This is a genomic window from Paracoccus benzoatiresistens (genome assembly GCF_026913015.1).
Lineage (GTDB): Bacteria > Pseudomonadota > Alphaproteobacteria > Rhodobacterales > Rhodobacteraceae > Paracoccus > Paracoccus benzoatiresistens.
Window position 1 is genome coordinate 1 of record NZ_JAPTYD010000036.1, and the last position, 25,482, is coordinate 25,482.

Here is a 25,482-nt window from a genome sequence, read left to right on the forward strand (position 1 = left end):
AGAATCTCGTTAGCCTGGCGCAGTTCCCGGTTCTCCCGCTCGAGCGACCTCATCCTCTCGGCCATGGCGCTGGGAATGCCTGCGCGTCTGCCACTGTCGACCTCGGCCTTCTTGACCCACTCGTTCAGCGTGTTCGCGGAACAGCCGATCTTCGCGGCGATAGACGTGATCGCCTGCCACCGAGAACCATCCGCACGGCGCGCTCGCGGACTTCAGGGGAAAACTTGTTCGTGGTCTTGCTCATGATGCTCCATCCTACTCAGGAGTTGGAGCCTCCGGCAAACCTGGGGCGGTTCATAGCGACCGCCGACTTGTCCCGAACACCGACCGGGATAGGCATTACCTGCATGGCGAGGGCTGGCGTTCCGAATGGCGGGTGGCCGAACAGGCCGCTGACCGTGTGGTGCTGACCCATTCGCATGACGGCAGCGCGCTGCCCTATGTTTATGATGCGCGGCAGGAACTGACCGTGACCCCCGATGGCTTGGACATGGCGATGTCGGTCACGAACCGGGGGCAAGCAATGCCGTTCGGGATTGGCTGGCATCCCTTCTTCCCCATGACGCCAGCGACCACGCTGCAAATCGAGACCGGCGACATGCTGGCCGAGGAAGACGGTTGGCTTGCGGGTGAACCCGGCCCTGTGCCGGCGGACCTGGATTTTTCGGTTCCGCGCGGTCTGCCCCGCCGCTGGGTCAACAACGGCTTCGACCACTGGTCGGGCCGCGCTGTCATCACCTGGCCCGAACGCCAGACGACATTGCGGATCAAGGCCGACCCGGTGTTCGGCAGCATGTTCCTTTTCGTATCGGACCAGTCGTTTGATCCCGATTATCAACGGGATTACTTCGCGCTGGAGCCCATGAGCCATCTGGCGGGGGGGCATGGGCGTTCCGACCTGGGTGGACTGAGGGTGCTGGAAGCGGGCCAGAGCCTCGGCGGCAGCGTTCGCCTGAGAGTGATCTGACAGAGAAAGCCTCGATCAGCTGGTCAGCCCTCCCCGGCCTTGTGCATAAGCGTCGCGCAAGCCCGGGCGATGCATGCGAGAGCCTCGCCCAGTTCGTCGTCCGAGGTGGCATAGCTGACACGGAAATATCCCGGCAGTCCGAAGCAGGCGCCCGGCACCACCGCCACGTCGGCTGCCTCCAGCAGCCAGGCGCAGAGGTCGCGATCACTGTCCAGGCGCATGCCCTGCAGCGTGACGCAGCCGATCAGTCCTTCACAGCTTGCAAAGGCATAAAAGGCACCTTCCGGCTTGCGGCAGGTGATGCCCTGGATTGCGTTCAGCCCGTCCACCACCAGATCGCGGCGGGCGGCAAAGCTGGCGGTGCGCCCGGCCAGGAAATCCTGCGGCCCGTCCAGCGCGGCAATGGCGGCCGCCTGCGTGACCGAGGAAGGACAGGAGGTGGATTGGCTTTGCACGACCGCCATGGCCGCGATCAGCGGTGCGGGACCGCCCGCATAGCCAAGCCTCCAGCCCGTCATGGCATAGGCCTTGGACACCCCGTTGACGGTCAGGCAGCGTTCCCGCAGCCCGGCATCCAGCGCGGCAGGGGTCACATAGCGGAAGCCGTCGTAAAGGATATGCTCGTAGATGTCGTCGACCATCAGCCAGACATGCGGGTTGCGATGCAGGACCCCGATCAGCGGGCGATAGTCGTTCTCGCCATAGGCGCTGCCTGTCGGATTGGAGGGCGAGTTGAGCAGAAGCCAGCGGGTTCGCGGCGTGATCGCGGCTTCCAGGGCCTCGGGCGTCAGGCGAAAGCCGGTGCCCTCATCACAGGGCACGCCCACCGGCACGCCACCGGCGATCCGCACGATGTCGAAGTAACTGGTCCAGCAGGGCGTCGGAATGATGACCTCGTCGCCCTCGTTCAGGCTGGCCATCATCGCGTTGTAGAGGATCTGCTTGGCTCCGGCGGCGGCTGTCACCTCGTCGGCCTTGAACTCCAGCCCGTTCTCGCGCCGGAACTTGTCACGGATGGCCCGCTTCATCTCGGGGCTGCCGTCAAGAACCGTGTACTTGGTCCGACCCTCGCGGATGGCCGCGACCGCCGCCTCCTTGATGTGATCGGGCGTGTCGAAATCCGGCTCGCCCGCACCCAGGATGATGACCGGGCGGCCTTCCCGTTTCAGGGCACTGGCCCGCGCGGTGATCGCCAGGATCTCGGACACGCCAAGATCCGCGATCCGGTCCGCCGGGCGGAACGATCTGGTGCTGATATCCATGACCATCCTCAGATGTCGAAGACCACGCCCTGCGCCAGCGGCAGCTCGCGCGAGTAGTTGATGGTGTTGGTGGCCCGCCGCATATAGGCCTTCCAGGCGTCCGATCCGCTTTCGCGCCCGCCCCCCGTTTCCTTCTCGCCGCCGAAGGCCCCGCCGATCTCGGCGCCCGAGGTGCCGATGTTGACATTGGCGATCCCGCAATCGGACCCCGCCGCCGACAGGAACAGTTCGCTTTCCCGCAGGTCGGTGGTGAAGATCGACGAGGACAGCCCCGCGCCGACGGCATTGTGCTGTTCGATTACGTCGTCAAGGTCGCTGTAGCGCATGACATAGAGGATGGGCGCGAAGGTTTCCTCCAGCACCGGGCCGACCTGGGCGGGCATCTCGATCAGGGCGGGCGTGACGTAGTATGCCGCCTCGGGTCCGGCGTCGGTCACACGGGTGCCGCCATGGACGACGCCGCCCTCGGCCTTGGCAGCCTCGATTGCCGCCTGCATCCCCTCGAATGCCTGCCTGTCGACCAGCGGCCCCACCAGCGCCTGCGTGGTCAGCGGATTGCCGACCGGGACCGAGCCATAGGCCTTGATCAGCCCCGGCACCAACTGGTCATAAAGGCTGTCATGCACGAACAGACGCCGCATCGTCGTGCAGCGTTGACCGGCGGTTCCCATGGCGGCGAAGGCGATGGCGCGCAGGGCCATGTCCAGATCGGCCGAGGGACAGACGATGCCCGCGTTGTTGCCGCCCAGTTCCAGGATCGAGCGGCCGAAGCGCGCCGCGACCCGGGGTCCGACTTGCCGGCCCATCCGGGTCGAGCCGGTGGCCGACACCAGGGCCACGCGCGGATCATCGACAAGCGCCTCTCCGGTTTCCCGGCCACCGATAACGACCTGGCTCAGGCTGTCAGGCGCATCGCCGAAAAGGGCCAGTGCGCGATCCAGGATGGCCTGGCATGCCAGCGCCGTCAGGGGGGTCTTTTCGGAAGGCTTCCAGACGACCGGATTGCCGCAAACCAGAGCCAGCGCAGCGTTCCAGGACCAGACCGCCACGGGGAAGTTGAAGGCCGAGATCACACCGACGACGCCCAGCGGATGCCAGGTTTCCATCATGCGATGGCCCGGCCGTTCGGTTGCGATGGTCAAGCCGTAGAGCTGACGGGACAGGCCGACGGCAAAGTCGCAGATGTCGATCATCTCCTGCACCTCGCCTGCCCCTTCGGACGGGCTCTTGCCGGCCTCGATCGAGACAAGGCGGCCCAGGTCGTCCTTGGCCGCGCGCAGTTCCTCGCCCAGCAGGCGCACCAGTTCTCCCCGGCCGGGCGCGGGAACGTTGCGCCATGTGCGAAACGCCGCCGCGGCACGAGCGATGGCGGCCCTGGTTGCCTCCGCATCATCCTGCGCAAGGCTGGCGATCTGCTGTCCCGTGACAGGGCTGAAGCTGGCCATGTCGCCGGCCTCCAGGATCCGCGCCTCGACGCCCAGCCTGCCCAGCAGCGATTGCACGTCCGCCTTCAGGTCCATCTGAAGCGCATCTTTCATGATTGTCTTCCTTGTGTAAGGGGGCGAGCTATTGCGCCGCGATGTCGGACCTGCCCAAGGTGGACAGGCAACGTGACAGCGAGCCATCCTGCAGGGACTGGTACAGTTCGAACTCGTCCTGCACCTTTGCGCCCAGATCGGCCTCGAAGCGATCGCGATTGGGGCTGGCCTGGAAATCCTGTGCCGCGTCGTCGCCAAGGTTGGACTGGAAGATCCCCGCCGCGCTGACCGGAAGGAAATCCTCGTAGGTGATCGGATCGGCCCGCAGGCAGCCGGCGGCAATCAGGGCCTCGACATCCATGTCGATCACGCTGTCGCCCAGGCTGTTTGCCTTTTCCGTCAGCGAGAACTCGAAGTAGCCCAGACCTTCGCGCCGGATGGCATCAAGGTCGTCCGGGAAGCCGGTGAAGCTCTGCCTGAGAGCCTCGATGTAATCGGCCGCGTTGCTGCCGTCGGCCTTGGGCCGGACCTGGTCGCGCGCCTGCGTCAGCAGCCGGTCGTAAAGCGCCCGGCCCTTCGGCGTCAGCGCCTGACCACGGGCTTCGATTTCTCCGAAGCGGGCCGTATGCTGACCCTTGTGTCCGTCGAAGCTGACCGCCTCGTCCAGCGCCTTGAAGGATGTCTGGCGCAGCAGGATCGGGCATTTGCGCGTGGGCGGCCCCTCGACCACGGCCTTCGGGCTGATGCCGCGCCGGGGCATCAGCTCCTGCACGGCGTCGATATCCAGGGTGCGGGGGGTCAGGTGGTTGATGTGCGGCCCGCGGAAGGACACCACGTCGGCGACCAGGCGATGCGCGTCATGCAGCCGTTGATACAGGTCCGGACCCACAAGCGCATCGGAATGCCAGCGGAAGGTTTCCAGCGCCTCGCGGACAAACTCTGCCGCCTCGTCCTCGTTCAGGCCGCCCTGAGTCTCGGAGCGTTCGATCAGGGCAAGACAGCGATCCGTGAAGATCCTGCGTGCATCAAGCAGCACTTGGGCTTCGTGGCGCAGACCGGGGTCCTCGATCAGGTCAAGGCGCAGCAGGGACGTGAAGACCCGGAAAGGATTGCGACGCAGCGCATCCTCGCCGATCGGGCGGAAGGCGGTGGAATGAACCGGCACGCCCGCCTCGGTCAGATCGTAGTAGCCGACCGGCTCCATGCCCATCGCCGCAAACAGCCGCCGCATGGTCGACAGTTCCGCAGGCGTCCCCAACCGGATCGCCCCGTGCCGTTCCTCGGATACACGCGAAAGCTCACCCGTCCGTTGAAGCCGCCCCTCCAGGATGGGATCGCGTTGCAGCGCCTGCTGGTTCACATCCGCCACAAGCGTCATCAGCGTGCCATAGGCCGGCACTTCCTTGCGATACATGGCCGACATTGCCGCGGAAAACGCGGCGCGGATACGGTTCGGTGATGCAGATCCGGTCTTGGTCATCACGCGGCTCCCATGCTTGCCAGAAGGTTCAGTTGCGTCGATACAGGATCAATAGGCCGGTGAAACGCGCTGAATGCGACTGACTTGATGCGAGGACGGAATGAAGTTGAGCCGCAGCCAGATGCCCGACCTGTCGGCGCTGCAGGCGTTCGAAGCCGCGGCACGGCATGGCAGCTTTACCCGTGCCGCGGTCGAGCTGAACCTGACGCAAAGCGCGATCAGCCGCCAGATCAAGGAGCTTGAGGCGCAACTGGGTGTCGCCCTGTTCGAGCGGATCCGTCAGCGGATCGTGTTGTCGAGTGCGGGCGAGCAGCTGCGCCCCGAAATCGAAAGCCTGCTGGCCGGGCTGGAGCACCTGACCCTGCGCGCTGCCAGCCGCCGCGACGTGACAGGCCACCTTGCGGTGGCGACGCTGCCCACTTTCGGCAGCCGCTGGCTGATGCCCCGCCTGCCGAACTTCCTGGCAGAACATCCGGGCATCCAGATATCGGTCCTGTCGCGCGACGGGCACTTCGATCTGGCGGAGGCGAGCGTGGACGTGGCCATCCATTACGGCAAGCCAGCCTGGCCGGGTGCAACCTGCGCATATCTTTGCGCGGAAACCGTTCTGCCGGTCGCGGCACCCGGATTGATCGGGGCCGATGGGACCTTCCCCGACGCGGCGCCGCTTTTGCACATGCAGTCGCGGCCCATGCAATGGCCGGAATGGCTGACGGCCAATGGACAGGATGTCGTGCGCGGCTTCCAGGGCCATCGGTTCGACCAGTTCTCGCTGTTGATCGAGGCCACGGTGGCCGGCCTTGGCATGGCCCTTCTTCCCAGCTATCTGATCGAGCGGGAGATCCGCCAGGGTCTGTTGCGGATCATCCCCGGTCCGCCGTCGGTCACGGATGCGGCCTACTATGTCGTCATCCCCGATGAACGTGTCTCGGACCCGCTGCCCTCGGCCTTTCGGAACTGGGTCACCGGTCAGGTCGGATCGGGCTAGTCTGCCGCCTTGAAGACCCCGCCTCTTCACTCCGGTCGCAAGCGGGGCGGCAGGATCGCCTGCTGCGGGCCAGAAGAGTCCGAGCGCCAGCGCTCCCTGCCGGGGATATCGCTAGCCTATTTGCACCAGACAAAGGGCTTGGGCTGGAAACTGCCGTTGCGCCGTCATAGATTGTCACGGGTGATACACGATGAGCAAGGAGCCGGGGCTTGTCTGAAACGCTGCGACGCTTTCCTTCGTCCAGCCTCGTGGGCGCCGCACTGGCGGGCGTGGTGATCTGCGCCTGGATCGCCCTGCACGTCTTTGCCGTGTGGCATCTGGACGCGACAGACGCGCCCGTCCTTGCGGTCGTTTGCCTGATCGGGCTGACCTGGCTGTCCGTCGGGCTGTTCATCGTCGCCCATGACGCGATGCATGGCGCGATCTTTCCGGGAAGCCCGCGGCTGAACAGGGCATTCGGGACTTTGGCGCTGCTGCTTTTCGCCGGGTTTTCCTGGCGCAAGCTGATCGTCAAGCACATGGCTCATCACCGCCACGCCGGCACCGACGACGATCCCGACTTCAGCCGTGGCGGACCGGTCGCGTGGTATATCGCGTTCGTGCGCACCTATTTCGGCTGGCGCGAGTTCTGGGTGCTGGGCGGATCGGTGATCCTTTATGCGCTGATCCTCGGCCCACGCTGGCCTTATGTGGCATTCTGGGCCGTGCCTTCGATCCTTGCCTCGATGCAGCTTTTCGTCTTCGGCACCTGGCTGCCCCACCGGCCGGGCCACGACGCCTTTCCCGATCGGCACAACGCGCGGTCCACCCGGTTCGGCGATCCGCTGTCGCTGCTGACATGCTTTCACTTCGGCGGCTATCACCATGAACACCACCTTTATCCGTCGGTGCCGTGGTGGCGGTTGCCTTCGACCCGGGAAAGGGGCGGGGCATGAGCGTCCTGATGCCGATTGTCATCGTCGTCCTGACTGTCGTGGTCATGGAGGGCATCGCCTATTCGGTCCACCGCTGGATCATGCACGGCCCCCTTGGCTGGGGATGGCACAAGTCGCACCATGAGGAGACCCACGGCCCGTTCGAGAAGAACGATCTGTACGCCGTGGTCTTTGCCGTGATCTCGATCCTGCTGTTCGCGGTCGGCGGCGCCTGGTGGCCCTGGCTGTGGTGGGTCGCGGCCGGAGCGAGTGTCTATGGCGTGATCTACTTCGTCGTCCACGACGGCTTGGTCCACCAGCGCTGGCCCTTCCGCTATGTTCCCCGGCGTGGCTATTTCCGCAGGCTTTATCAGGCGCACCGGCTGCACCACGCGGTCGAGGGTCGGGATGATTGCGTTTCCTTCGGCTTCGTCTACGCGCCGCCGGTCGAGGACCTCAAGGCGCGGCTCAAGGCCTCGGGCGTTCTGGCGCAGCGTCAGTCGCAGCACCGCGACGCCTGGCGGGCAGATCGCCCCGAGGAATAGGCCGCTCATTTACCGGAGAGCCATCCGCCCGGATGCCAAGCAAGGGCGAGGGCGGCGTGAGCCGAGAAGGGCAGGGTCCCGCAGGCAGCCTTGCCGCCTGCGGGTTGGCAAGGTCATCGCGTCGTGACGACCGCGGGTGCCTTCCGCGCGCCAAGGTATTGCCGCGCGGTCACCGCCAGCAGGATGGCGACGCCGATGGCCGTCGAGACGGGCTCGGGCGCGATCATCAGCAGGGCGGCCAACGTCAGGGCGATGCGTTCGATCACCCACAGCGGTCCCAGCAGCCAGTTGGTGATCGCGGCCGACAGGGCCACGATGCCCAGGACCGCCCCCGAAAAGGCCAGCAGGAAGTCGGGCAGCGTGAAGGCCTGCGTCACGATCAGCAGCGACGGAGAGAAGACGAAGACAAAGGGCACCAGCGCCTTGCCCATCGACAGCCGGAAGGCCGTGTTGCCCGCCTTGAAGCCGTTCGCCCCCGCGATCCCCGCGCCTGCATAGGCGGCCAGCGCCACCGGCGGCGTCACGTCGGCCAGCACCCCGAAGTAGAAGACGAAGAAATGCGCGACCAGGGGTTCCACGTTCATCATCCCCAGGACCGGCGCGGCGACCGCCACCATGATGATGTAGTTGGCGGTCGTGGGCACGCCGCAGCCCATCAGGATGCAGACCGCGGCCGTCATCACCAACGTGAACAGCAGCGTCAGCGTGTCGATGCCGAAGGGCTCGAAGGGCAGGAAGCCTAGGAAGGCGTGGAAGCTGGCCGCGCCGTTGGCCGCGACCGAGGTCACCATGAAGGCGATCTTGAAGCCCACGCCCGTCAGCGTGACGATGCCGATGACGACGCCTACCAAGGCCGCCGCAGCCGTCACCGACAGCGACTGGCGCGCGCCGGACACGAGGCCGTCGAAGATGCCGGCGGCGGTTTCCTTGATGCCTTCGACTGCACCGGAAGCCATCACGCGCTGGATCAGATAGACGATCATGCAGGCCGTGATCGCCCAGAAGGCCGACAGGAAGGGCGTGCGGCCCGACATCAGCATCCACACCAGCAGGATCAGCGGCGCGACCGACAGCCAGCCCTCGCGCAGGACCTTGCCGGCCTTGGGCAGTTCCTCGGCCCGCAGTCCGCGGATCCCGAGGCGCTTGGCCTCAAGATGGACCTGCACAAGGACGCCGAAGAAGTGCATGAAGGCCGGCACGATGGCCGCGATCAGGATCGTGCGCAGCGGGATCCCCAGATATTCCACCATCAGGAAGGCCACGGCCCCCATCACCGGCGGGGTGATCTGCCCGCCTGTCGAGGACGCGGCCTCGACCGCGGCGGCGAAGTGGCGCTTGAAGCCGATCTTGATCATGGCCGGGATGGTCAGCGCGCCCGTGGTCACCGTATTGGCGATGGACGAGCCCGAGATCGTGCCCAGCATCGCGGACGATACCACCGAAACCTTGGCAGGCCCGCCCGCGAAGCGGCCGGTCAGCGCGGTCGCCAGGTCGATGAACAGCTGCCCCAGCCCGATCTTCTGCGCCATGACCCCGAACAGCACGAAGTGGAACACATAGGTCGCGATGACCCCAAGCGCGGTCCCGTAGATCCCCTGCGAGGTCAGATACAGGTGGTTGATGATCGTGTTCCAGTCAGCGCCCGGATGAACCAGGATGCCGGGCATCGACTGGCCCCAGTAGGCATAGGCGATGAACAGCGCGGCGATCACCGGCAGGGGCCAGCCCATCGACCGGCGCACGGCCTCCATCAGCGTGACCAGCAGCAGCGTGCCCATCACGATGTCCAGCATCAGCGGGTTGCCCACCCGGAACGCCAGCTGGTCATAAATCCAGGGCACATAGAAGGCGCTGACCGCCCCGGCGAAGGCGAAAAGCCAATCGTGGACCGGGATGCCCAGGATCACGAAGCCGGTGGTCTTGTGGCGGCCGCCGTCGAAGGCCGCGAAGCTGAGGAAGATCACGAACAGCGACACGCCCATGTGCAATCCGCGATGGGTGGTGGCGCGCGGGATGCCAAAACCGGCGGTGTAGAAGTGATAGGCCGACAGCAGGAACAGGATCACCGCGGTCAGGATCGCGACGGGGCGCAGGACGGTCCGGAAGCGGGCCTCGGGATCGTATTCCTCCTCGATGGCGCGCAGTTCCGCCTCGGACAGGTGGCGAGCAGTTTCAGTCATGGGTCATTCCTGGAATTCGGGAAACGACGAAAAGGACGCGGACCTGCCGGCCCGCGCCCTTCGCGCCGGGATAAAGGCCGCGATTACTGAAGCTTGCCCGCTTCCTTGTAGAACCGTTCGGCGCCCGGGTGGAACGGAATGCCCGCGCCCTGCGTCGCGCTGTCCTGCGTGATCTGCTTGCCCTTGGCATGGCCCGCCGCGAACAGCTTCTGCGTGTTCTCGTTGTACAGCGCCTTGGTGATGCCGTAGACCAGTTCCTCGGGCTGGTCCGCCGAGGTCACAAGCTGGGCGCCGACCGAAATCGTAGCCACATCCGCGTCCTGGCCGTCATAGGTGCCGGCGGGCAGGTTGTCGGTGGCAAAGAAGTTGTAGGTGTCCAGCAGCTTGTCCACCTCGGGACCGGCGATCGGGACCAGCTTCACGTCGTGCTGGCTGGCCAGTTCGGCAATCGCGCCGGCCGGATAGCCGCCCACGAAGAAGAAGGCGTCCATCGCCCCGTCGCGCATCCGGTCCGCCGCCTGGTCGGGCTTGAGGTATTCCGCCGTCACGTCGGATTCGGACAGGCCAAAGGCTTCCAGGATGATCTTGGCATCGACCAGCGTGCCCGAGCCGGGTTCGTCCAGCGACACGCGCTTGCCCGCCAGATCCGCGACCGTCTCGATCCCGGCATCGGCGCGGGTGACGAGGTGGATGCTTTCGGGATAAAGGTTGGCGATCAGGCGCAGCTTGTCGACCGCGGGCTGGCCTTCCCACAGGCCGGTTCCGGTCTGCGCCCAATAGGCTACGTCGGACTGACTGAAGCCCGCCTCCATCGCGCCGCCATTGATCGCGTTCACGTTGCCGACCGACCCGTTCGAGGCGACCGCCGTCGCGACCAGTCCCGGCACCCCGCAGGAGCCGCCATCCTCGCAGGCGCGCGAGCCCGGCGGGTTCGAGATCGCGTTGGCGATCAGGCCGCCGATCGGGTAGTAGGTGCCGGCAGTGCCGCCCGTCCCGATGCGGAAGAACGACATCTCTTGCGCGGCGGCCCCTTGGCCCAGCATGGCGGCAACGGCAATGGCCGCAAGCTTGGTAGTCAATTTCATGGTTTCTTTTCCTGTTATCACAACGGCTTGATCACGTTAGCATAGAACCGGTCGATCTCAACCAGCCAGTTTGCATCATGTGCAAGGGGGTTGGTCATCCGCGTCCGGCCCGGACCACGGCTCCGGGCAGCAGTTCCCTTTCCCCGCTCTCGGCGCCTGCGCCTGTTCCGGGCGAGTCACGCGCAATGGGTCCAGATCTGTTAGGCTGCATTTGCGATGGTTTGGCCGACCCAACCGGAGAAGCTCTCATGGTCGTAAGCAAGACTGTTTTCTGGCGACGCCTGGACACGGACGGCCTGGAGCGGCTTTCGGTCGTCGAGAATGAGCACGGGCTCCGAATCGACGGCACGATCCTGACAACGGAAGATGGCGGTTGCCGCGTCGATCACCGATGGCAGCTTGATCCGGGCTGGCGTGTTCTTGACGTCGCAATCACCCGCGCAGGCTCCGATGGCGACAAGACCCTGCGTCTTTGGCGAACAAGGGACCGCTGGATGGTCAATGGGCAACCCCGGCCCGACCTCGACGGGGCGCTCGAGGTTGATCTCTCGCTGACGCCGTTCTGCAATACGCTTGCCCTCCGCAGGCTTATGGCGGCGGGCGACGGCACCCTCGTCCTTGATGTGGCCTATGTCGATGGCGCGACGCTGGATGTCCTCAGGTCACGCCAGGGCTATGACCGGATCGCCGACGGGCTCTATCGTTACCGGGACCTGGGCATTGCGCCTGGGTTCGAGGCGATGCTTGACGTCGATGAAAGCGGGTTTGTCGTGCAATACGAAGGCCTGTTCGCGCGAGCAGGCTAGCCCGGCAGCGGGATGCCCGGTGCTTGCACAGCTTCCGCGGATATTCGCTTCGTCATGCAAAGGCCGCAGCCCTCTGCGTCCGCGTTCTCAGATTTTGACCTCGTGGTTCGGTTCACGGGGGATCAGAGCCATCAGCTCGGCCAGGACGGGCATCCTGGCACGGGCCTTGCGGGTCAGCACGCCATAGGGATCCAACTCTCGCGACAGGCCCACGGGCAGGATCGCCATCATGCCGCTGGACACGTAGTGCAGCGCCACCGAATGCGGCACGACCGCCACCATGTCGCTGTGCTGCAGCAGCGTCGTCGCGGTCAGGATCGAGGCGGTCTCGATGACGTTTGCCGGGGTCTCCATGCCCGCATCGCGGAATGCGGCCTCGACCATCTGGCGCAGCGGGCTGGTGCGGGGCTGCAGGATCCAGGCCTCGGATCCCAGGGCGGGCAGGGTCAGGTCCGAACGGTCGCGCAGGGGGTTGGCGGCGCCGGTCACCACCGACAGCCTTTCGGGCCCGATCTCGGTGAATTCCAGATCCGCCGCCTGGTCCGAGGGCACGCGCCTGCCGATGACGACATCCAGCCGTCCCTGTTCCAGCATCGGGATCAGGATGTCGCTGGTCTCGACCGTGATCGTGACGTCCAGCCGGGGACGCCGTCGCTTCAACTGCGCCACGGCGATGGACAGCGGGCCCGCCGCGGCGGCGGTGATCATGCCGATGGCCAGGCGCCCGGCCGTCCCTGAGGCCAGGCCCGCGATCTCGTCCCGCATCGCCCCCACGTCCGAGATGACAAGATGCGCGTGACGGATCAGCGCCGTGCCATAGGCGGTGGCTACCATGCCCCGCCGGCCGCGTTCGAACAGCGGCACGCCAAGGGCGGCTTCCAGTTCCGCCAGCATCTTCGTGGCGGCGGGCTGGCTGATGCCGACACGGTCGGCGGCCTTGCGCAGGCTGGACAGCTCGCCGATCGCCACGACCAGCAGAAGCTGCCGCAGGCGAAGCCTGCCAAGCAGCGCGTTAAGGGGCGGGACGACGGATATGATAGCCATGGGTTATCATGGCATAGCGCAAAGCAAATTGACACCTATCACCTGACTGGCGTCCAATCCGTGATCATCGGAGGAGGGTAAGGGTATGGAGAGACTGGGCAAGCTGGCCCTGACGGTGCTGCGCGTCTTCATGGTCGCGGCGCTGACAGCCATGATCGTGCTGGTATTCCTGAACGTCGTGCTGCGCTACGGCTTCAATTCCGGGATCAGCATGTCCGAGGAGCTGTCGCGGACGCTGTTCGTCTGGCTGATCTTCATGGGCGCCGTGCTGGCGATGTATGACCACGGCCATCTGGGGGTGGACAGCCTGGTTCGCCGGCTGCCCCGCGCCAGCCAGATCGGCTGCGCGATACTGTGCGACGCGCTGATGCTGTTCTGCTCGGGGCTGCTGATGGTGGGCAGTTGGAAGCAGGTTCTGATCAACTGGGGCAACGCCGCACCCGTGACGGGCCTGCCGATCGGCCTGACCCATCTTGCGGCCTTCGTCTGCAGCATCGGCCTGGTCATCGTGATCGGTGCACATCTGTGGCGCGTCCTCACCGGCCGCGCCGGAAGCCGCGACCTGGTACAGGTGGTCGAGAGCGAGGATCTGGCCCCCGAAATCCGGCCGGAGGCGGCCCGATGACCATCGCGATCTTCCTCGGCTCGCTTCTGGGATCCATGGCCATCGGCGTGCCCATCGCCTTCGCGCTGATCCTCTGCGGCGTGGCGCTGATGCTGTTTCTGGGGATGTTCGACGCCCAGATCATTTCCCAGAACCTGGTCAGCGGCGCGGACAGCTTTCAGCTTCTGGCGATCCCCTTCTTCCTGGTCGCGGGCGAGTTCATGAACGCAGGCGGGCTTTCCCGCCGGATCGTGGACCTGGCGACGGCGCTGGTCGGCCACTTCCGGGGTGGTCTGGGCTATGTCGCTGTGCTGGCGGCCATTGTCATGGCCAGCATGTCGGGTTCCGCCGTGGCCGATACGGCCGCCGTGGGCGCGATGCTGATCCCGATGATGCGCAAGGCGGGATACGACGTGAGCCGGTCCTCGGGCCTGATCGCGGCGGGCGGCATCATCGCCCCGATCATCCCGCCCTCGATCCCCTTCATCATCTTCGGCGTGGCCGCAGGCGTGTCGGTCAAGAAGCTGTTCATGGCAGGCATCGCGCCGGGCCTGATGATGGCGCTGCTTCTTGTCGTGACCTGGTGGCTGGTGTCCCGCAAGGACGCGGTGCCGGTCTCCCCGCGCCAGCCGCTGCGCGTTGTGGGCAAGCGGCTGAAGGATGGCATCTGGGCGCTGATGATCCCCCTGCTGATCATCGTCGGCATCAAGGAGGGCATCTTCACCCCGACCGAGGCCGGCGTGGTCGCCGCGGTCTATTCGCTGTTCGTCGGCATGGTCGTCTATCGCGAACTGACGGTGGCGCAGCTGTTCCCGCTGCTGCTGGCCGCCGGGCGCACGACCGCCGTCGTGATGTTCCTGGTGGCTGCCGCCGGGGTCGCGGCCTGGCTGATTACCATCGCCGATCTGCCCCAATTGGTGATCGCCGTCCTGGAGCCGCTGATCGATCGGCCGATCCTGCTGATGGCCGTGATCATGGTGCTTGTGGTGATCGTGGGCACCGCGATGGATCTGGTGCCGACCATCCTGATCCTGACGCCGGTGCTGATGCCGGTGATCAAGCAGGCGGGCATCGACCCGGTCTATTTCGGGGTGCTGTTCGTGATGAACAACGCCATCGGCCTGATCACGCCCCCGGTCGGCACGGTCCTGAACGTCATCTGCGGCGTCAGCCGGATCACCATGGACGAGGTGATGAAGGGCATCTGGCCCTTCCTGCTGGCGCATCTTCTGCTGCTGGCGCTGCTGGTCCTGTTCCCGTCGCTGGTGCTGGTGCCGATGAACTGGTTCATGGGCAACTGAGGCGATCGACGTGCAGATTTCCCCCGACTTTCCCGTCATCGACGCCCACCAGCATTTCTGGGATCCGCAGGCGAACTATCACCCCTGGCTGTCGGACGAGCCGATGATCCCCTTCCGCTACGGGGATTACGGACCGATCCGCAAGCGCTACCTGCCGCCGGACTACCTGGCCGAGGCAGCGCCGATCAATGTCGTCGGCAGCGTTTATGTCGAAACCGAGTGGGATCCGGACGATCCTCTGGGCGAGACGCGCTATGCCCATGGCCTGCACGACAGTTATGGCTATCCCAACGCGGTGGTCGCGCAGGCATGGCTGGACCGGGGCGACGCGGCGGACCTGATCGCCCGACAGGCCAGCTTCCCGCTGGTCCGCAGCGTCCGCCACAAGCCCGCTTCCGCAGCGTCGCCCGCCGAGGCCCGGCGCGGTCGGGCCGGCGGGATGGACGATCCGGTCTGGCGCGCGGGCTTTGCCCAGCTGGGGCGCCACGGGCTGATGTTCGACCTGCAGGCCCCCTGGTGGGAACTGGACGCGGCGGCGGACCTTGCGGCCGACTTTCCGGCGACGACCATCGTCCTGAACCACGCCGGCCTGCCCGCCGACCGCAGTCCCCAGGGGCTGGAAGGCTGGCGTCGCGCGATGGCCCGGCTGGCGCGGCACCCGAACGTGGTCCTGAAGATTTCGGGCATCGGCCTGAAGGACCGCCTCTGGTCGATCGCCGACAACGGCCCGGTGATCCGCGACGCGATCTCGATCTTCGGCTGGCAGCGCTGCATGTTCGCCAGCAACTTCCCCGTGGACAGCCTGGTGGGCAGTTTCCCGACCATCTTCAACGGGTTCTACCAGGCCACATCCGGCCTGCCCGACGCCACCCGGCGCGCCTTGTTCTGTGACAATGCCGTCCGGATCTATCGGCCCGCGCTGCGGACGACTTCACTGATATCGAATATGGGAGGAGCCATTCGATGACCACGCTGACAAAATTCTGCGCGCTGCTGGCAACCACGGCGATGATGTCCGGCACCGCCGCCTGGGCCGAGGTGGGCAGCCATGTCCTGCGCCTTGGCACGCCGCTGCCCGACGGGCACCCGATCTCTCAGGCGGCGGTCAAGTTCGCCGACCTCGTGGCCGAGAAGTCGGGCGGGAAGATCGAGATCAAGGTCTATCCGGGCGCGACCCTGGGCAACGAATTGCAGATGCAGTCGGCCCTTCAGGGCGGGACGCAGGACTTCGCGATCGGCACGACCACGACGCTGGCGGGCATGGTGCCGGAATTCTCGGCCATCGACATGCCCTACCGGTTCCGCGACACGGCCGAGGCCGACGCGATCCTTGACGGCGACATCGGCAACCAGCTGTTCCAGAAGCTTGAACCCAAGGGCCTTGTCGGGCTGGCCTACATGGAACAGGGCTTCCGCCACACCACCAACAGCACCCGCCCCATCACGAAGTGGGAGGATTTCGAGGGCCTGAAGATCCGCGTCCAGCCCTCGGCGATGTATATCGACATGTTCAACCAGCTTGGCGCCAACGCCGTGCCGATGACCATCAACGAGGTCTATACCGCGATGGAGACCCGCGCCATCGACGGGCACGAGAACAGCCTGACCGCCATCGATGCCAACAAGTTCCAGGAAGTGCAGAAGTATCTCAGCCTGACGGGCCATTCTTACAACGCGGTCGTGCTGCTGATGGGCAAGCCGTCCCACGACAGGCTGAACGAGGAAGAGATGGCGATCATCCGCGAGGCTGCCGCCGAGGCCCGCGATTTCCAGCGCGACCTGACCCGCACCCAGACCGAAGGGCTGCGCGCCAAGCTTGCCGATGAAGGGATGGAGGTCAACGAGGTCTCTCCCGAGGAACAACAGCGCCTTGCAGAACGCCTTCAGCCCGTGGTGGACGCCAGCCGCGACGCGATCGGCGCCGAATGGATGGCGACCTTCACCTCCGCGCTCGAAGAGCTGCGCTGATTTCGGACCCGGCTGCGGGAAGGGATGCGGCGGCGCCCTTGCCGCGGCCGCATCTGTCCGGCTCCGCAGACAGCCTCCGCCGGTACCAGCCCATGCCGCGACCATCCAAAAGAGCCTGGGCTCAAAACCAGCCGTGAGCATCCCGGTGACGGTCCTGCACCACGCTGCAATCCGGACCAGAACCACCTCAGGAAGGCACAAGGCCCGCAGGATACTGCCAACTCATGAGCGCTCCCCAGCCTGTATCCCGACATGTGTCCGGATTGGGACCGGCAAACGAGAAGCGAGCGGGGCTGCTTCCCGTATTGCGTTGTCCGGATGAATTCCCGGTCTGCCGAGTCCGAACCCGAACCCTGCCGTCCGCGAACAATGAATGACTGCCTCCAACCCCCCGTGGATTCCCGCGCCCACGACGTCGCAAAAGAGCGACAAAGCGTCGTGGTTGTTTGACCCTCCTCCGCCAGACTGCTATGGGCGACCGACCGGGATGAGGAACAGGACACAGACGCATGACGATGTGGGGCACCTTCCTCAAGCCGATGCACCCGGAAGGGTACCGCTTCCTGGCTGTCTTCGCCGTTGTCACGCTTGTTCTTTTCTTCCTGTGGGAGCCATTGGGCTGGCTCGGGGTCGGGCTGACGGTCTGGTGCTACTATTTCTTCCGTGATCCGCGCCGCGCGGTTCCGCAGGGGGACGGCCTGGTCGTGAGCCCTGCCGACGGGGTTGTCTCGCTCATCGGGCCGGCAGTCCCGCCCGCCGAACTCGGGATGGAGCCTGTGGCGCTGACCCGTGTCAGCGTCTTCATGTCGGTGTTCAATTGCCATGTGAACCGTGCCCCCGTGGCAGGGCGTGTGTTGTCGGTCGCCTACCGGCCCGGCAAGTTCTTCAATGCCTCGCTGGACAAGGCCAGCGAGCATAACGAGCGCAACGGGCTCTGCCTGGAACTGGCTGACGGGCGGCGCCTTGCGGTGGTGCAGATCGCCGGCCTCGTGGCGCGGCGCATCCTGTGCTGGACAAAGGAAGGCGATGGCCTGAGAACAGGCGAACGCTTCGGGCTCATCCGTTTCGGCTCGCGTCTCGACGTCTACCTGCCCGCTGGGGTGGATCCGCTGGTTGCCGTGGGACAGACGATGGTTGCAGGCGAGACCGTGATCGCCGAACTCGGGCGCGTGGGACCCGCGCGTCCGGCGCTGGTGGACTGACGATGACCGCGCATCCGGACCCTCGTTCCCGATTGTCCGTGGTGCAGCTTCTGCCGAATGCGCTGACACTGGCGGCGCTCTGCGCCGGTCTCACCGCAATCCGCCTGGCTGTCGAAGGAGACTTCGGCAAGTCAGCGGCCCTGATCCTTCTGGCGGCGCTGTTCGACGGCCTTGACGGGCGCCTGGCCCGCAGGCTGCGCAGCGCCAGCCCCATGGGGGCGGAACTCGACTCGCTCTGCGATTTCGTCAACTTCGGGGTGGCGCCGGCGCTGGTGCTTCACCTTTGGGCCTATGAAGGGGCCGCGGGGTTGGGCTGGATTGCCGCGCTGGTCTATGCCGTGGCCTGCGTCCTGCGTCTTGCGCGCTTCAATATCGGCAGCCGGGAGGAGATCGCCTCTGCCCTGCCCAAGACGACGTTCACGGGAGTGCCTTCTCCTGCCGGAGCGATGCTGGCCCTGCTGCCGATCTTCGTCGCCAATCTGATACCCGAAGCCGCCATTCCGGCCTCCGCCTGCGCGCTCTGGATGATCGTCGTCGCGGCGCTGATGGTCAGCCGGGTGCCGACGCCGGCCTTCCGCCCGGTTCGCGTTCGACCTGACCAGGCGCGCCTGCTCCTTCTTGCGGCGGTCGCACTGGGGGCGGCGCTGCTCACCTATCCCTGGCTGACGTTGGTCCTTCTGGACACCGGCTATCTGATGCTGCTCACGCTGGGGTGGATCCGGCGTCGGCCGCAGCGCACACGAAAGGACGAATGAATGGAGCTGCAGGCAGTCGAGAGGTCCTATGCCCGCTGGGCGCCGGTCTATGACCGGACCTTTGGGGCGGTGACGCAGGTCGGCCGCCGCAGGGCGACGGCGCTTCTGGGCGAGCTGGGCGGTTCCGTGCTGGAGGTGGGCGTGGGGACCGGCCTTGCGCTGCCCCATTATGATCGACGCGTCATCGTCACGGGCGTCGACTACAGCGCCGAGATGCTGGACAAGGCCCGCGCCAAGGTGGCTGCCGAGCGGCTTCAGAACGTGGTAGCGCTGCACCGGATGGATGCTCGCAAGCTGGACTTCCCGGATCACAGCTTCGACCATGTCGCAGCCATGCATGTCATTTCGGTTGTGCCCGAGCCCGAGAAGGTCATGTCCGAGATTGCGCGCGTGCTGCGCCCCGGGGGAAGCGTGGTCCTTGTCAACCACTTTGCCGGGCAGAGAGGCGCGCTGGCCCTGGCTGAACGGGTTGCTGCGCCGCTGGCGGATCTCCTGGGCTGGCACTCGGATTTCGACCGCAGCCGGGTATTGGGCGAGACAAGCCTGACGCTGGAAGAAGAATATACCCTGCCGCCGCTGGGCATGATGACCCTCATGAGGCTTGTGAAGGCCAGATGACTGCGTGCGGGCCGCGCGTCACGCCTGTATGGCACCGGGCTGCTGCGGATCCAGACTTTCAGAACGCAGGCCTTGCGGTCGTGGCCGGTAGGGCCATGCCCTTTACTGCTTCCCCATCCAGGAAGCTGCTTCTCGGCGCTTGCCCAGCCCCACGAACTCAACGCGATCATTGCGGCACAGCCGCGCGGGGGTCCGGTGCCCCGGCCTGCTCAGGATGAGCAGGTCGACTCTCCCCCGACCTGACGGCCGGGTAGTAGCCTTCCGCGCAGGCAGCTTTGCGCGGAGGGAGAAATGTTCGACCCAGACATGTTCCGGCTGGATGGCCATGTCGCCGTCATCACGGGTGCCGGCGCGGGCATCGGCCGCGGCATCGCCCGCGTCTTCTCGGGCACGGGCGCGGCCGTCGTCGTCAGCGACCTGAAACGGGACACGGCCGAGGCGGTCGCGGCCGAGATCGTCGCGAATGGCGGCGAGGCCGTGGGGCTTGGCTGTGACGTGACAAAGGAAAAGGATCTCGAGACGGTGGTGAAGACCGCGCTGGACCGGTTCGGCAAGCTCACGATCCTCGTCAACAACGCGGGGGGCGGTGGCCCCAAGCCCTTCGACATGCCGATGGACGATTTCCGCTGGGCCTATGAGATCAACGTCTTTTCGCTGTTCCGCCTGACGCAGCTTGCGGCGTCGCACATGGCGGCGGCGGGGGAAGGCGCGGTGCTCAACATCTCGTCCATGGCGGGCGAGAACCGGAACCAGCGGATGGCCTCCTATGCCTCGTCCAAGGCCGCGGTGAACCATCTCACCCGCAACATCGCCTTCGACCTGGGCGCCATGGGCGTGCGGGTGAACGCGATCGCCCCCGGCGCCATCAAGACCGACGCGCTTGCCTCGGTGCTGAACCCCGACATTGAAAGGGCGATGCTGAAGCATACCCCGCTGGGCCGACTCGGCGAGGCCGACGACATCGCCTATGCCGCGCTTTTCCTTTGTTCGCCCGCCGCCTCGTGGATCAGCGGGCAAGTCCTGACGGTGTCGGGCGGCGGCCTGCAGGAACTCGACTGACCGGATGAAAGGACGGGCCAATGAGCTATGACGCATTCGCGGAGTTCCGCATGGACGGGCATGACGTGATCATCACCGGGGGTGCCCAGAACATCGGCGCCGGCATCGCCAGGACGCTCTCCGGCGCCGGGGCGAAAGTGATGATCGCCGACCTGAATGGCGAGATGGCCGCCGAGACCGCCGCCGAGATCGCCCTCGCCACCGGCAACGACTGCCGCGGCATGGCCTGCGACGTGACCGACAAGGCGGCCATCGACGCCGTGGTCAGGGCCACCGTTGATGCCTTTGGCGGCATCTCGACGCTGGTCAACAACGTGGGCTGGGGCGGCCGGCAGGAGGATCCGGCGGCGATCCCCGAGGAGGAGTTCATCGCCTCTTACAGGCTGAACACGATCAGCGCCTATCGCATGAGCATGGCCTGCCTGCCGCATCTCGAAAAGGCCAGGAACGCGACCATCACCAATTCCGGCTCTTTCTCCTCGGCGGTGCCGGCCTATGACATCCTGCCATATGCCACCGCCAAGGCGGCGCTGAACCAGATGATGGTGTCGCTTGCCCACCTGCTGCACAAGCGCGTACGGGTCAATTCGGTGCTGATCGGAACGGTGATGACGGCGGGCTACGGCGATGCCGGCATTGACCCCGAGATGCAGGAGCGGCTGAGCCACCCCGACAGCCTGACCGGGCGTCCCGGCAGGCCCGAGGATGTGGCGAACGCCATGCTATGGCTCTGCTCTCCGGCCTCGCGATGGGTTTCGGGGCAGACCATCAACGTGCATGGCGGCGGCACCGTCGTGCGCCTGTTCGGAAGATGACCCACCACCGGCATGGGGCGCGTCTCGGCGCGCTCTGCGCCTGCCTTCTTCTGGGCGCGCCCGCTGCGGCGCAGGAGGGTGGCGGTCTCGGCGGGCCGGGCGCGGTGGCGCTGCCCTCGGCGCTCGAGACGCTGCTGGTCGATACCGTGGAGGTCCGCGCCCGGGGCTCGACCGGCGATGCGTCGCGCGACGCCGCGACCCTGGGTGCCGCAAGGGCCAGCCTGGGCCTTGCTCCGGGGGACCGGCTGTCGCCGGCGGCGCTGGACCTCGAGCGGGCGAGGATTGGCCGGATCGCGGGTGTCGCAGAGGTGCGCCCCCGGCTTGCCGCAACCGGCGCGGGCGACCGCACCCGCGTGATCTTCGAGATCGAGCTTGCGCCCGACGCCGCACTGCCGTCCGCCCCCAGCGGCATTCTTGCGGGTGAAGGGGCTGCGGGCTTTCCCTATCTGTGGCGCAGCGAGGAGCGTGCCCTGCGCTTCATCCTGAACGGCGGGCACGGCGTCTTTTCGGACGGGAACCCGTGGTTCGGCAATGCGCCCGCCTTCACCACCGGCAATCCGCTGGTGCAGGACCCGGCCCTCGGTGCCGGGACGGACGACCGGGCACGCTGGGCCGAGTCCTGGATCGAGTTCGGCCTGGGCGGCGTCAGTCAGGTCGGCGACACCAACCTTGGGCTTTACGGCGCCGCGACCGCCATCGCCGTGGCCGCGCGCGGGCAGGACATCTTCCGCGACGACCCCCGCGAGACGCTGGACTGGGAAAAGGCCTATGTCGGCCTGCTCTGGGCAACCGAGGACCGCAGCCGCAGCGTGAACCTGTCGTTCGGGCGGCAGAACTTCACGCTGAACGAAGGCTTCCTGATCTCCCAGTTCGGATCGCAATGGAATGCGGGACCGCGGCCGGGGGTCTATCTCGCGCCGCGCACCACCCATGACTTCGCCGCGCTTGGCACGGTCAGGATAGACCGCTGGACCGCCACGGCCTTCTATCTGGACCCCAACGAATACGAGCCGCTGGAAAGCGACACCACCCTGGCCGGCCTCAACCTGCGCTACAGTTTCACCGACCGCTTCCATGCCGATGCCTCGGTGATCCATGCGCCTACCTCGGGCACGCGCTATGCCGCGCCCTCGGGCCTTGTCGGCACGCGCGAGGGGCTGACCACCTATGCGGCCCATGTCCGCTGGGCCGATCCCGAGCGCGCGCCGGGATGGTGGCTGGAAAGCGAGGTCGCCCATCAGCGTCATTCCGACTTCGCCATGCGGGCTTGGGCGGGCTACGGCACGGGTGGCTATCTTGCCCGTGACCTGCCCTGGACACCCAGCCTTTCCTATCGTTTCTCGTCCTTCTCGGGGGACGACCCGGACACCGCCACCTACGAACGCTTCGATGCCCTTTATTCAGGCGGGCTGTCGGAATGGCTTCAGGGCATCTCGCTTGGCAAGGTGCTGCGGCCCGAGAACCGGCAGAGCCATCGGGTCCGGCTGAATGTCGCGCCGACCGAGCGGCTGAACCTCACGCTTGACTGGTTCCTGCACCGCGCGAACGAACTGAACAACATCGGCGCGAACCCGGCCATCGCCACGCTCGGCTCTCGCGATCTGGGGCAGGAACTGCAACTCACCGCACGCTGGGCGATCTCGGACCGGCTGTATTTTCTGGGCGTCGCCAGCACCGCTTTCCCGGGCGATGCCCTCAAGCGCGCGGCAGGCGGCGATGCCGATCCCTGGACCACGCTGCAGGCGCAACTCTTCTGGACGTTCTGACAAGGGAGAGCGCAATGGGGCCGCCCGAGGGCGGCCCCTGCGTGATCAGCTTCGCAGCGCGACGAAATGCAGGAAGCGCTCGTAATGGGCGACAACGTCGGCAATCACCTCTTCCTTGCTAAAGCCGTAGATGTCATAGCCGCGGCTGCCCTGGGCAAGGAATACCTCGGCCCGATAGTAGCGGTTGCGGCCGCCCTCGCTGCGGGCCGAATCCGTCAGCGCGAACGGGGGGATCGGCTGGCTGACCGGCTGAACCGCATAGGTGAAGCCGGTTGTCGTGTCACCCAGATCGACGCGCAGGGCGACACCGGTCTCGGCCTGCTCCACATCTGCCGCATGGCCGCGCTTGGCGAGTTCGACCCGCACGGCTTCCAGTGCCTGCGCGACGGTGCTGGCCAGATAGCTCTCGACCTGCGACTTGTGCGGGTGGCTGATGATCGCGCCAAGGCGCCGACGCCACAATGCGCCCTCGCTCACGGCCAGGGGCGTGCTTGGCAGCGCGGCGCTGGCGGTCAGCGCCACCTCGTCCGACAGGCCCTTCCACACGCCGATGCACATGAACAGCATCACGATCGACAGCGGCGCCGCGGCAATCACCGCCGCCGTCTGCACCGCATCCAGCCCGCCTGCCAGAAGCAGGCAACCGGCAACGCCGCCGCAGACCAGCGCCCAGAACACCCGCAACCAGAGCGCAGGCTCTTCTTCACCCCCGCGCGAGGTGATCATGGCGATCACCAATGCCCCGGCATCCGAAGCCGTGATGAAGTAGATCGCGACCAGAAGCCCGGCGATCCATGCCAGCACATCCGAGGCGGGCAGGTATTCGAACACGGCAAAGAGCGCGATCGGCATGTTCTCGGACACGGTTCGCGCGATGGCGCCTGCCGCTTCATGAGTATCAAGCCAGATGGCCAGATCGCCGAAGATGGTGAACCAGATCGCGGTGAAGCCGGCCGGCGCGAACAGCACGCCGAGCAGGAACTGGCGGATCGTCCGTCCGCGGGAGATTCGGGCGATGAAGAGGCCGACGAAGGGCGACCAGGACATCCACCATCCCCAGTAGAACAATGTCCACGCCCCGACCCAGTCCGTCGGCTCGTAGGCATAGATGTGGAAGGTGCGCGAGACGAAGCTGTCGATGTAGAGCCCGATGTTCTCCACAAAGGCCTGGAGAAGGAACTGGGTCGGGCCCAGGACCAGGATCAGCCCCATCAGCACAAAGGACAGGATCAGGATGAATTCGCTGAGACGGCGGATGCCGTTGTCCAGCCCCGTCGCCACGGTCAGCGTCGCAAGCACCGTGACAATCGCGATCAGGACCAGTTGCACCCCGATTGTCTGGGGGATGCCCATCAGGTAGGTTCCCGTGGCGTTCAGTTGTGCCACGCCAAGGCCAAGGGACGTTGCCAGGCCCGCCAGCGTGCCGACCACCGCGAAGATATCGATCATGTCGCCGATCGGGCCATTGACCCGATCACCCAGGAGAGGACGAAACGCGGACCGGATCGTCAGGGGCGCGCCGCGGCGGAAGCCGAAATACGCCAGCGCCAGTCCAACCACGGCATAGATCGCCCAGGCATGCACCCCCCAGTGGAAGAACGTGATCGCCATGGCGTCCCGCGCGGCCTCCGGACTGCCCGCAACGGCGTCAGGCGGATTGGAGAAGTGCATGATCGGCTCGGCCACGCCATAGAAGACGATGCCGATGCCCATGCCGCCGCTGAACAGCATCGCGATCCAGGTGCCGAGACTGTAGTCAGGGGAGGACTCGTCTGGCCCCAGCTTGACCTTGCCAAGCGGACTGATGGCGAGAAACAGCAGGAAGACGACGAAGCCGCCAACCGCCAGAAGATAATACCAGCCAAGTTCGCGGATGATCCAGTCATTGGCTTTCTGGAACCAGCGGGCGGACAGGTCCGGCGCAAGACAGGCCGCAATGATGAGGCCCAGTGATATGATTGCGGAACCGAAGAACGGCAGGGGCGCGATGTCTTTGGTCAGCTTGTGCAAAAGATACTCCTTCGAAGTTGCTCCTGAAGGCGGGGTTTAGCCCAGTTGGCATCCAAAAGGCACCCACCGGAGCCCTTAAGCGCCGTTCGGTCCCTCCGGTTGCGTCAGGAAGGATGTTCCGAACACCCTCCACGATCGGCAGACCCGCCAGCATGACCCCGGGCTTGCGCAGGGCTAGGCCGGGTCGCCCACGGGGTTCCCGCGCGCGGAGGTTGAAAAAATGCCGTCCAGACATGCGTCTTATCAAATGTTTAGTGCTGATGGCATTGCTTCGGACGATGCATCCAAACCGCTTCTTTGTCGTTGTGGGTGGAGAACCCCCTGCCAGACAAGGATTCGCCTGATGGTCAATTTCCTGCTTGCCACCGCCGTCATGTTTCTTGACGCCATGATCATGTTCGGATTGGCCGTCGCGGACATTCCGTGAGGTTCTCACCCGGGCAAGGCTTACGGGTAGAACGGCAACCTTTCTGAGCGATCAGAAAACGTGGTCCAATTCTCGGCTGTTGATCGCTCCGCGTGGGCAGCGTTGCCTCTCGGGCACGCACCGCCTGGACGATGGCAGCCTGCATAAGAGGCCTGCTCGACGGGGTAATACGACGCATGGGGCGCTGAACTGCCCTTGACCACGCCGC

Annotated in this window: 21 protein-coding genes and 2 pseudogenes; 15 read left to right on the top strand and 8 right to left on the bottom strand. The window is 65.9% G+C overall.

The genetic code is table 11. From position 1 onward, the window contains the following. A pseudogene (locus OU682_RS17315) lies at positions 1-244 on the bottom strand (transposase); the annotation flags it as partial. Between the two features lie 81 nt (positions 245-325). Here OU682_RS17315 and OU682_RS17320 point away from each other — a divergent pair. Further along, positions 326-967, top strand: a pseudogene (locus OU682_RS17320) (aldose epimerase family protein); the annotation flags it as partial. Between the two features lie 23 nt (positions 968-990). Here the strand turns inward: OU682_RS17320 and OU682_RS17325 are convergent. From OU682_RS17325 to hglS, 3 genes are read right to left on the bottom strand one after another with little or no spacing between them, the layout of a single operon-like run. Continuing rightward, the gene (locus tag OU682_RS17325) at positions 991-2,229 is read right to left on the bottom strand and encodes a pyridoxal phosphate-dependent aminotransferase (protein WP_268943445.1); all 1,239 of its coding nucleotides are present in this window, start codon (positions 2,227-2,229) and stop codon (positions 991-993) included. A gap of 8 nt (positions 2,230-2,237) precedes the next feature. Continuing rightward, positions 2,238-3,767 (bottom strand): L-piperidine-6-carboxylate dehydrogenase, encoded by a 1,530-nt coding sequence (gene amaB / locus OU682_RS17330; protein WP_268943446.1) that lies wholly within the window; start codon positions 3,765-3,767, stop codon positions 2,238-2,240. Between the two features lie 28 nt (positions 3,768-3,795). Further along, entirely contained in the window at positions 3,796-5,187 is a 1,392-nt protein-coding gene (gene hglS / locus OU682_RS17335) for a 2-oxoadipate dioxygenase/decarboxylase HglS (protein WP_268943447.1), read from the bottom strand. Between the two features lie 100 nt (positions 5,188-5,287). Here hglS and OU682_RS17340 point away from each other — a divergent pair, with 100 nt between their 5' ends. From OU682_RS17340 to OU682_RS17350, 3 genes are all read left to right on the top strand, one after another. Further along, complete coding sequence (locus tag OU682_RS17340; RefSeq protein ID WP_268943448.1) at positions 5,288-6,175, top strand: LysR substrate-binding domain-containing protein; 888 nt, start codon at positions 5,288-5,290, stop codon at positions 6,173-6,175. A gap of 209 nt (positions 6,176-6,384) precedes the next feature. Further along, complete coding sequence (locus OU682_RS17345; RefSeq protein WP_268943449.1) at positions 6,385-7,110, top strand: fatty acid desaturase; 726 nt, start codon at positions 6,385-6,387, stop codon at positions 7,108-7,110. Further along, positions 7,107-7,634: a sterol desaturase family protein gene (locus tag OU682_RS17350; RefSeq protein ID WP_268943451.1), complete on the top strand. Its 528-nt coding sequence runs from the start codon at positions 7,107-7,109 to the stop codon at positions 7,632-7,634. The genes OU682_RS17345 and OU682_RS17350 overlap by 4 nt, the downstream gene beginning before the upstream one ends. A gap of 113 nt (positions 7,635-7,747) precedes the next feature. Here OU682_RS17350 and OU682_RS17355 read toward each other — a convergent pair whose 3' ends face one another. Further along, on the bottom strand, positions 7,748-9,814 hold the full coding sequence (locus OU682_RS17355) for a TRAP transporter permease (protein WP_268943452.1): 2,067 nt from the start codon (positions 9,812-9,814) through the stop codon (positions 7,748-7,750). An 83-nt stretch (positions 9,815-9,897) separates the two neighbouring features. Then, a complete protein-coding gene (locus OU682_RS17360) occupies positions 9,898-10,899 on the bottom strand; it encodes a TAXI family TRAP transporter solute-binding subunit (RefSeq protein WP_268943453.1) in 1,002 nt (333 codons plus the stop codon). Between the two features lie 248 nt (positions 10,900-11,147). Here OU682_RS17360 and OU682_RS17365 point away from each other — a divergent pair, with 248 nt between their 5' ends. Further along, entirely contained in the window at positions 11,148-11,705 is a 558-nt protein-coding gene (locus tag OU682_RS17365; RefSeq protein ID WP_268943454.1) for a putative glycolipid-binding domain-containing protein, read from the top strand. Between the two features lie 87 nt (positions 11,706-11,792). On the opposite strand, the gene OU682_RS17370 is transcribed toward OU682_RS17365, so the two are convergent. Then, positions 11,793-12,749, bottom strand: coding sequence for a LysR family transcriptional regulator (locus tag OU682_RS17370; RefSeq protein WP_268943455.1), 957 nt, complete (start codon positions 12,747-12,749; stop codon positions 11,793-11,795). Positions 12,750-12,834: 85 nt separating this feature from the next. Between OU682_RS17370 and OU682_RS17375 the strand changes: the two genes are divergently transcribed. From OU682_RS17375 to OU682_RS17420, 10 genes are all read left to right on the top strand, one after another. Continuing rightward, entirely contained in the window at positions 12,835-13,374 is a 540-nt protein-coding gene (locus tag OU682_RS17375) for a TRAP transporter small permease (RefSeq protein WP_268943456.1), read from the top strand. Continuing rightward, the gene (locus OU682_RS17380) at positions 13,371-14,654 is read left to right on the top strand and encodes a TRAP transporter large permease subunit (RefSeq protein WP_268943457.1); all 1,284 of its coding nucleotides are present in this window, start codon (positions 13,371-13,373) and stop codon (positions 14,652-14,654) included. The genes OU682_RS17375 and OU682_RS17380 overlap by 4 nt, the downstream gene beginning before the upstream one ends. A gap of 10 nt (positions 14,655-14,664) precedes the next feature. Further along, on the top strand, positions 14,665-15,621 hold the full coding sequence (locus tag OU682_RS17385; protein WP_268943458.1) for an amidohydrolase family protein: 957 nt from the start codon (positions 14,665-14,667) through the stop codon (positions 15,619-15,621). Further along, complete coding sequence (locus tag OU682_RS17390; protein ID WP_268943459.1) at positions 15,618-16,622, top strand: DctP family TRAP transporter solute-binding subunit; 1,005 nt, start codon at positions 15,618-15,620, stop codon at positions 16,620-16,622. The genes OU682_RS17385 and OU682_RS17390 overlap by 4 nt, the downstream gene beginning before the upstream one ends. A 509-nt stretch (positions 16,623-17,131) precedes the next feature. After that, on the top strand, positions 17,132-17,824 hold the full coding sequence (locus tag OU682_RS17395) for a phosphatidylserine decarboxylase (RefSeq protein WP_268943460.1): 693 nt from the start codon (positions 17,132-17,134) through the stop codon (positions 17,822-17,824). Positions 17,825-17,826: 2 nt separating this feature from the next. Next, positions 17,827-18,579, top strand: coding sequence for a CDP-diacylglycerol--serine O-phosphatidyltransferase (pssA, locus tag OU682_RS17400; protein ID WP_268943461.1), 753 nt, complete (start codon positions 17,827-17,829; stop codon positions 18,577-18,579). Then, the gene (locus OU682_RS17405) at positions 18,580-19,197 is read left to right on the top strand and encodes a class I SAM-dependent methyltransferase (RefSeq protein WP_268943462.1); all 618 of its coding nucleotides are present in this window, start codon (positions 18,580-18,582) and stop codon (positions 19,195-19,197) included. 291 nt (positions 19,198-19,488) lie between these two features. Continuing rightward, positions 19,489-20,256, top strand: coding sequence for a 7-alpha-hydroxysteroid dehydrogenase (gene hdhA, locus OU682_RS17410; RefSeq protein ID WP_268943463.1), 768 nt, complete (start codon positions 19,489-19,491; stop codon positions 20,254-20,256). 20 nt (positions 20,257-20,276) lie between these two features. Further along, positions 20,277-21,071 (top strand): SDR family oxidoreductase, encoded by a 795-nt coding sequence (locus OU682_RS17415; RefSeq protein WP_268943464.1) that lies wholly within the window; start codon positions 20,277-20,279, stop codon positions 21,069-21,071. Beyond that, positions 21,068-22,837 (top strand): alginate export family protein, encoded by a 1,770-nt coding sequence (locus OU682_RS17420; RefSeq protein ID WP_268943466.1) that lies wholly within the window; start codon positions 21,068-21,070, stop codon positions 22,835-22,837. The genes OU682_RS17415 and OU682_RS17420 overlap by 4 nt, the downstream gene beginning before the upstream one ends. 45 nt (positions 22,838-22,882) lie before the next feature. On the opposite strand, the gene OU682_RS17425 is transcribed toward OU682_RS17420, so the two are convergent. Then, the gene (locus tag OU682_RS17425) at positions 22,883-24,847 is read right to left on the bottom strand and encodes a BCCT family transporter (protein WP_268943467.1); all 1,965 of its coding nucleotides are present in this window, start codon (positions 24,845-24,847) and stop codon (positions 22,883-22,885) included. Positions 24,848-25,482 lie beyond the last annotated feature (635 nt).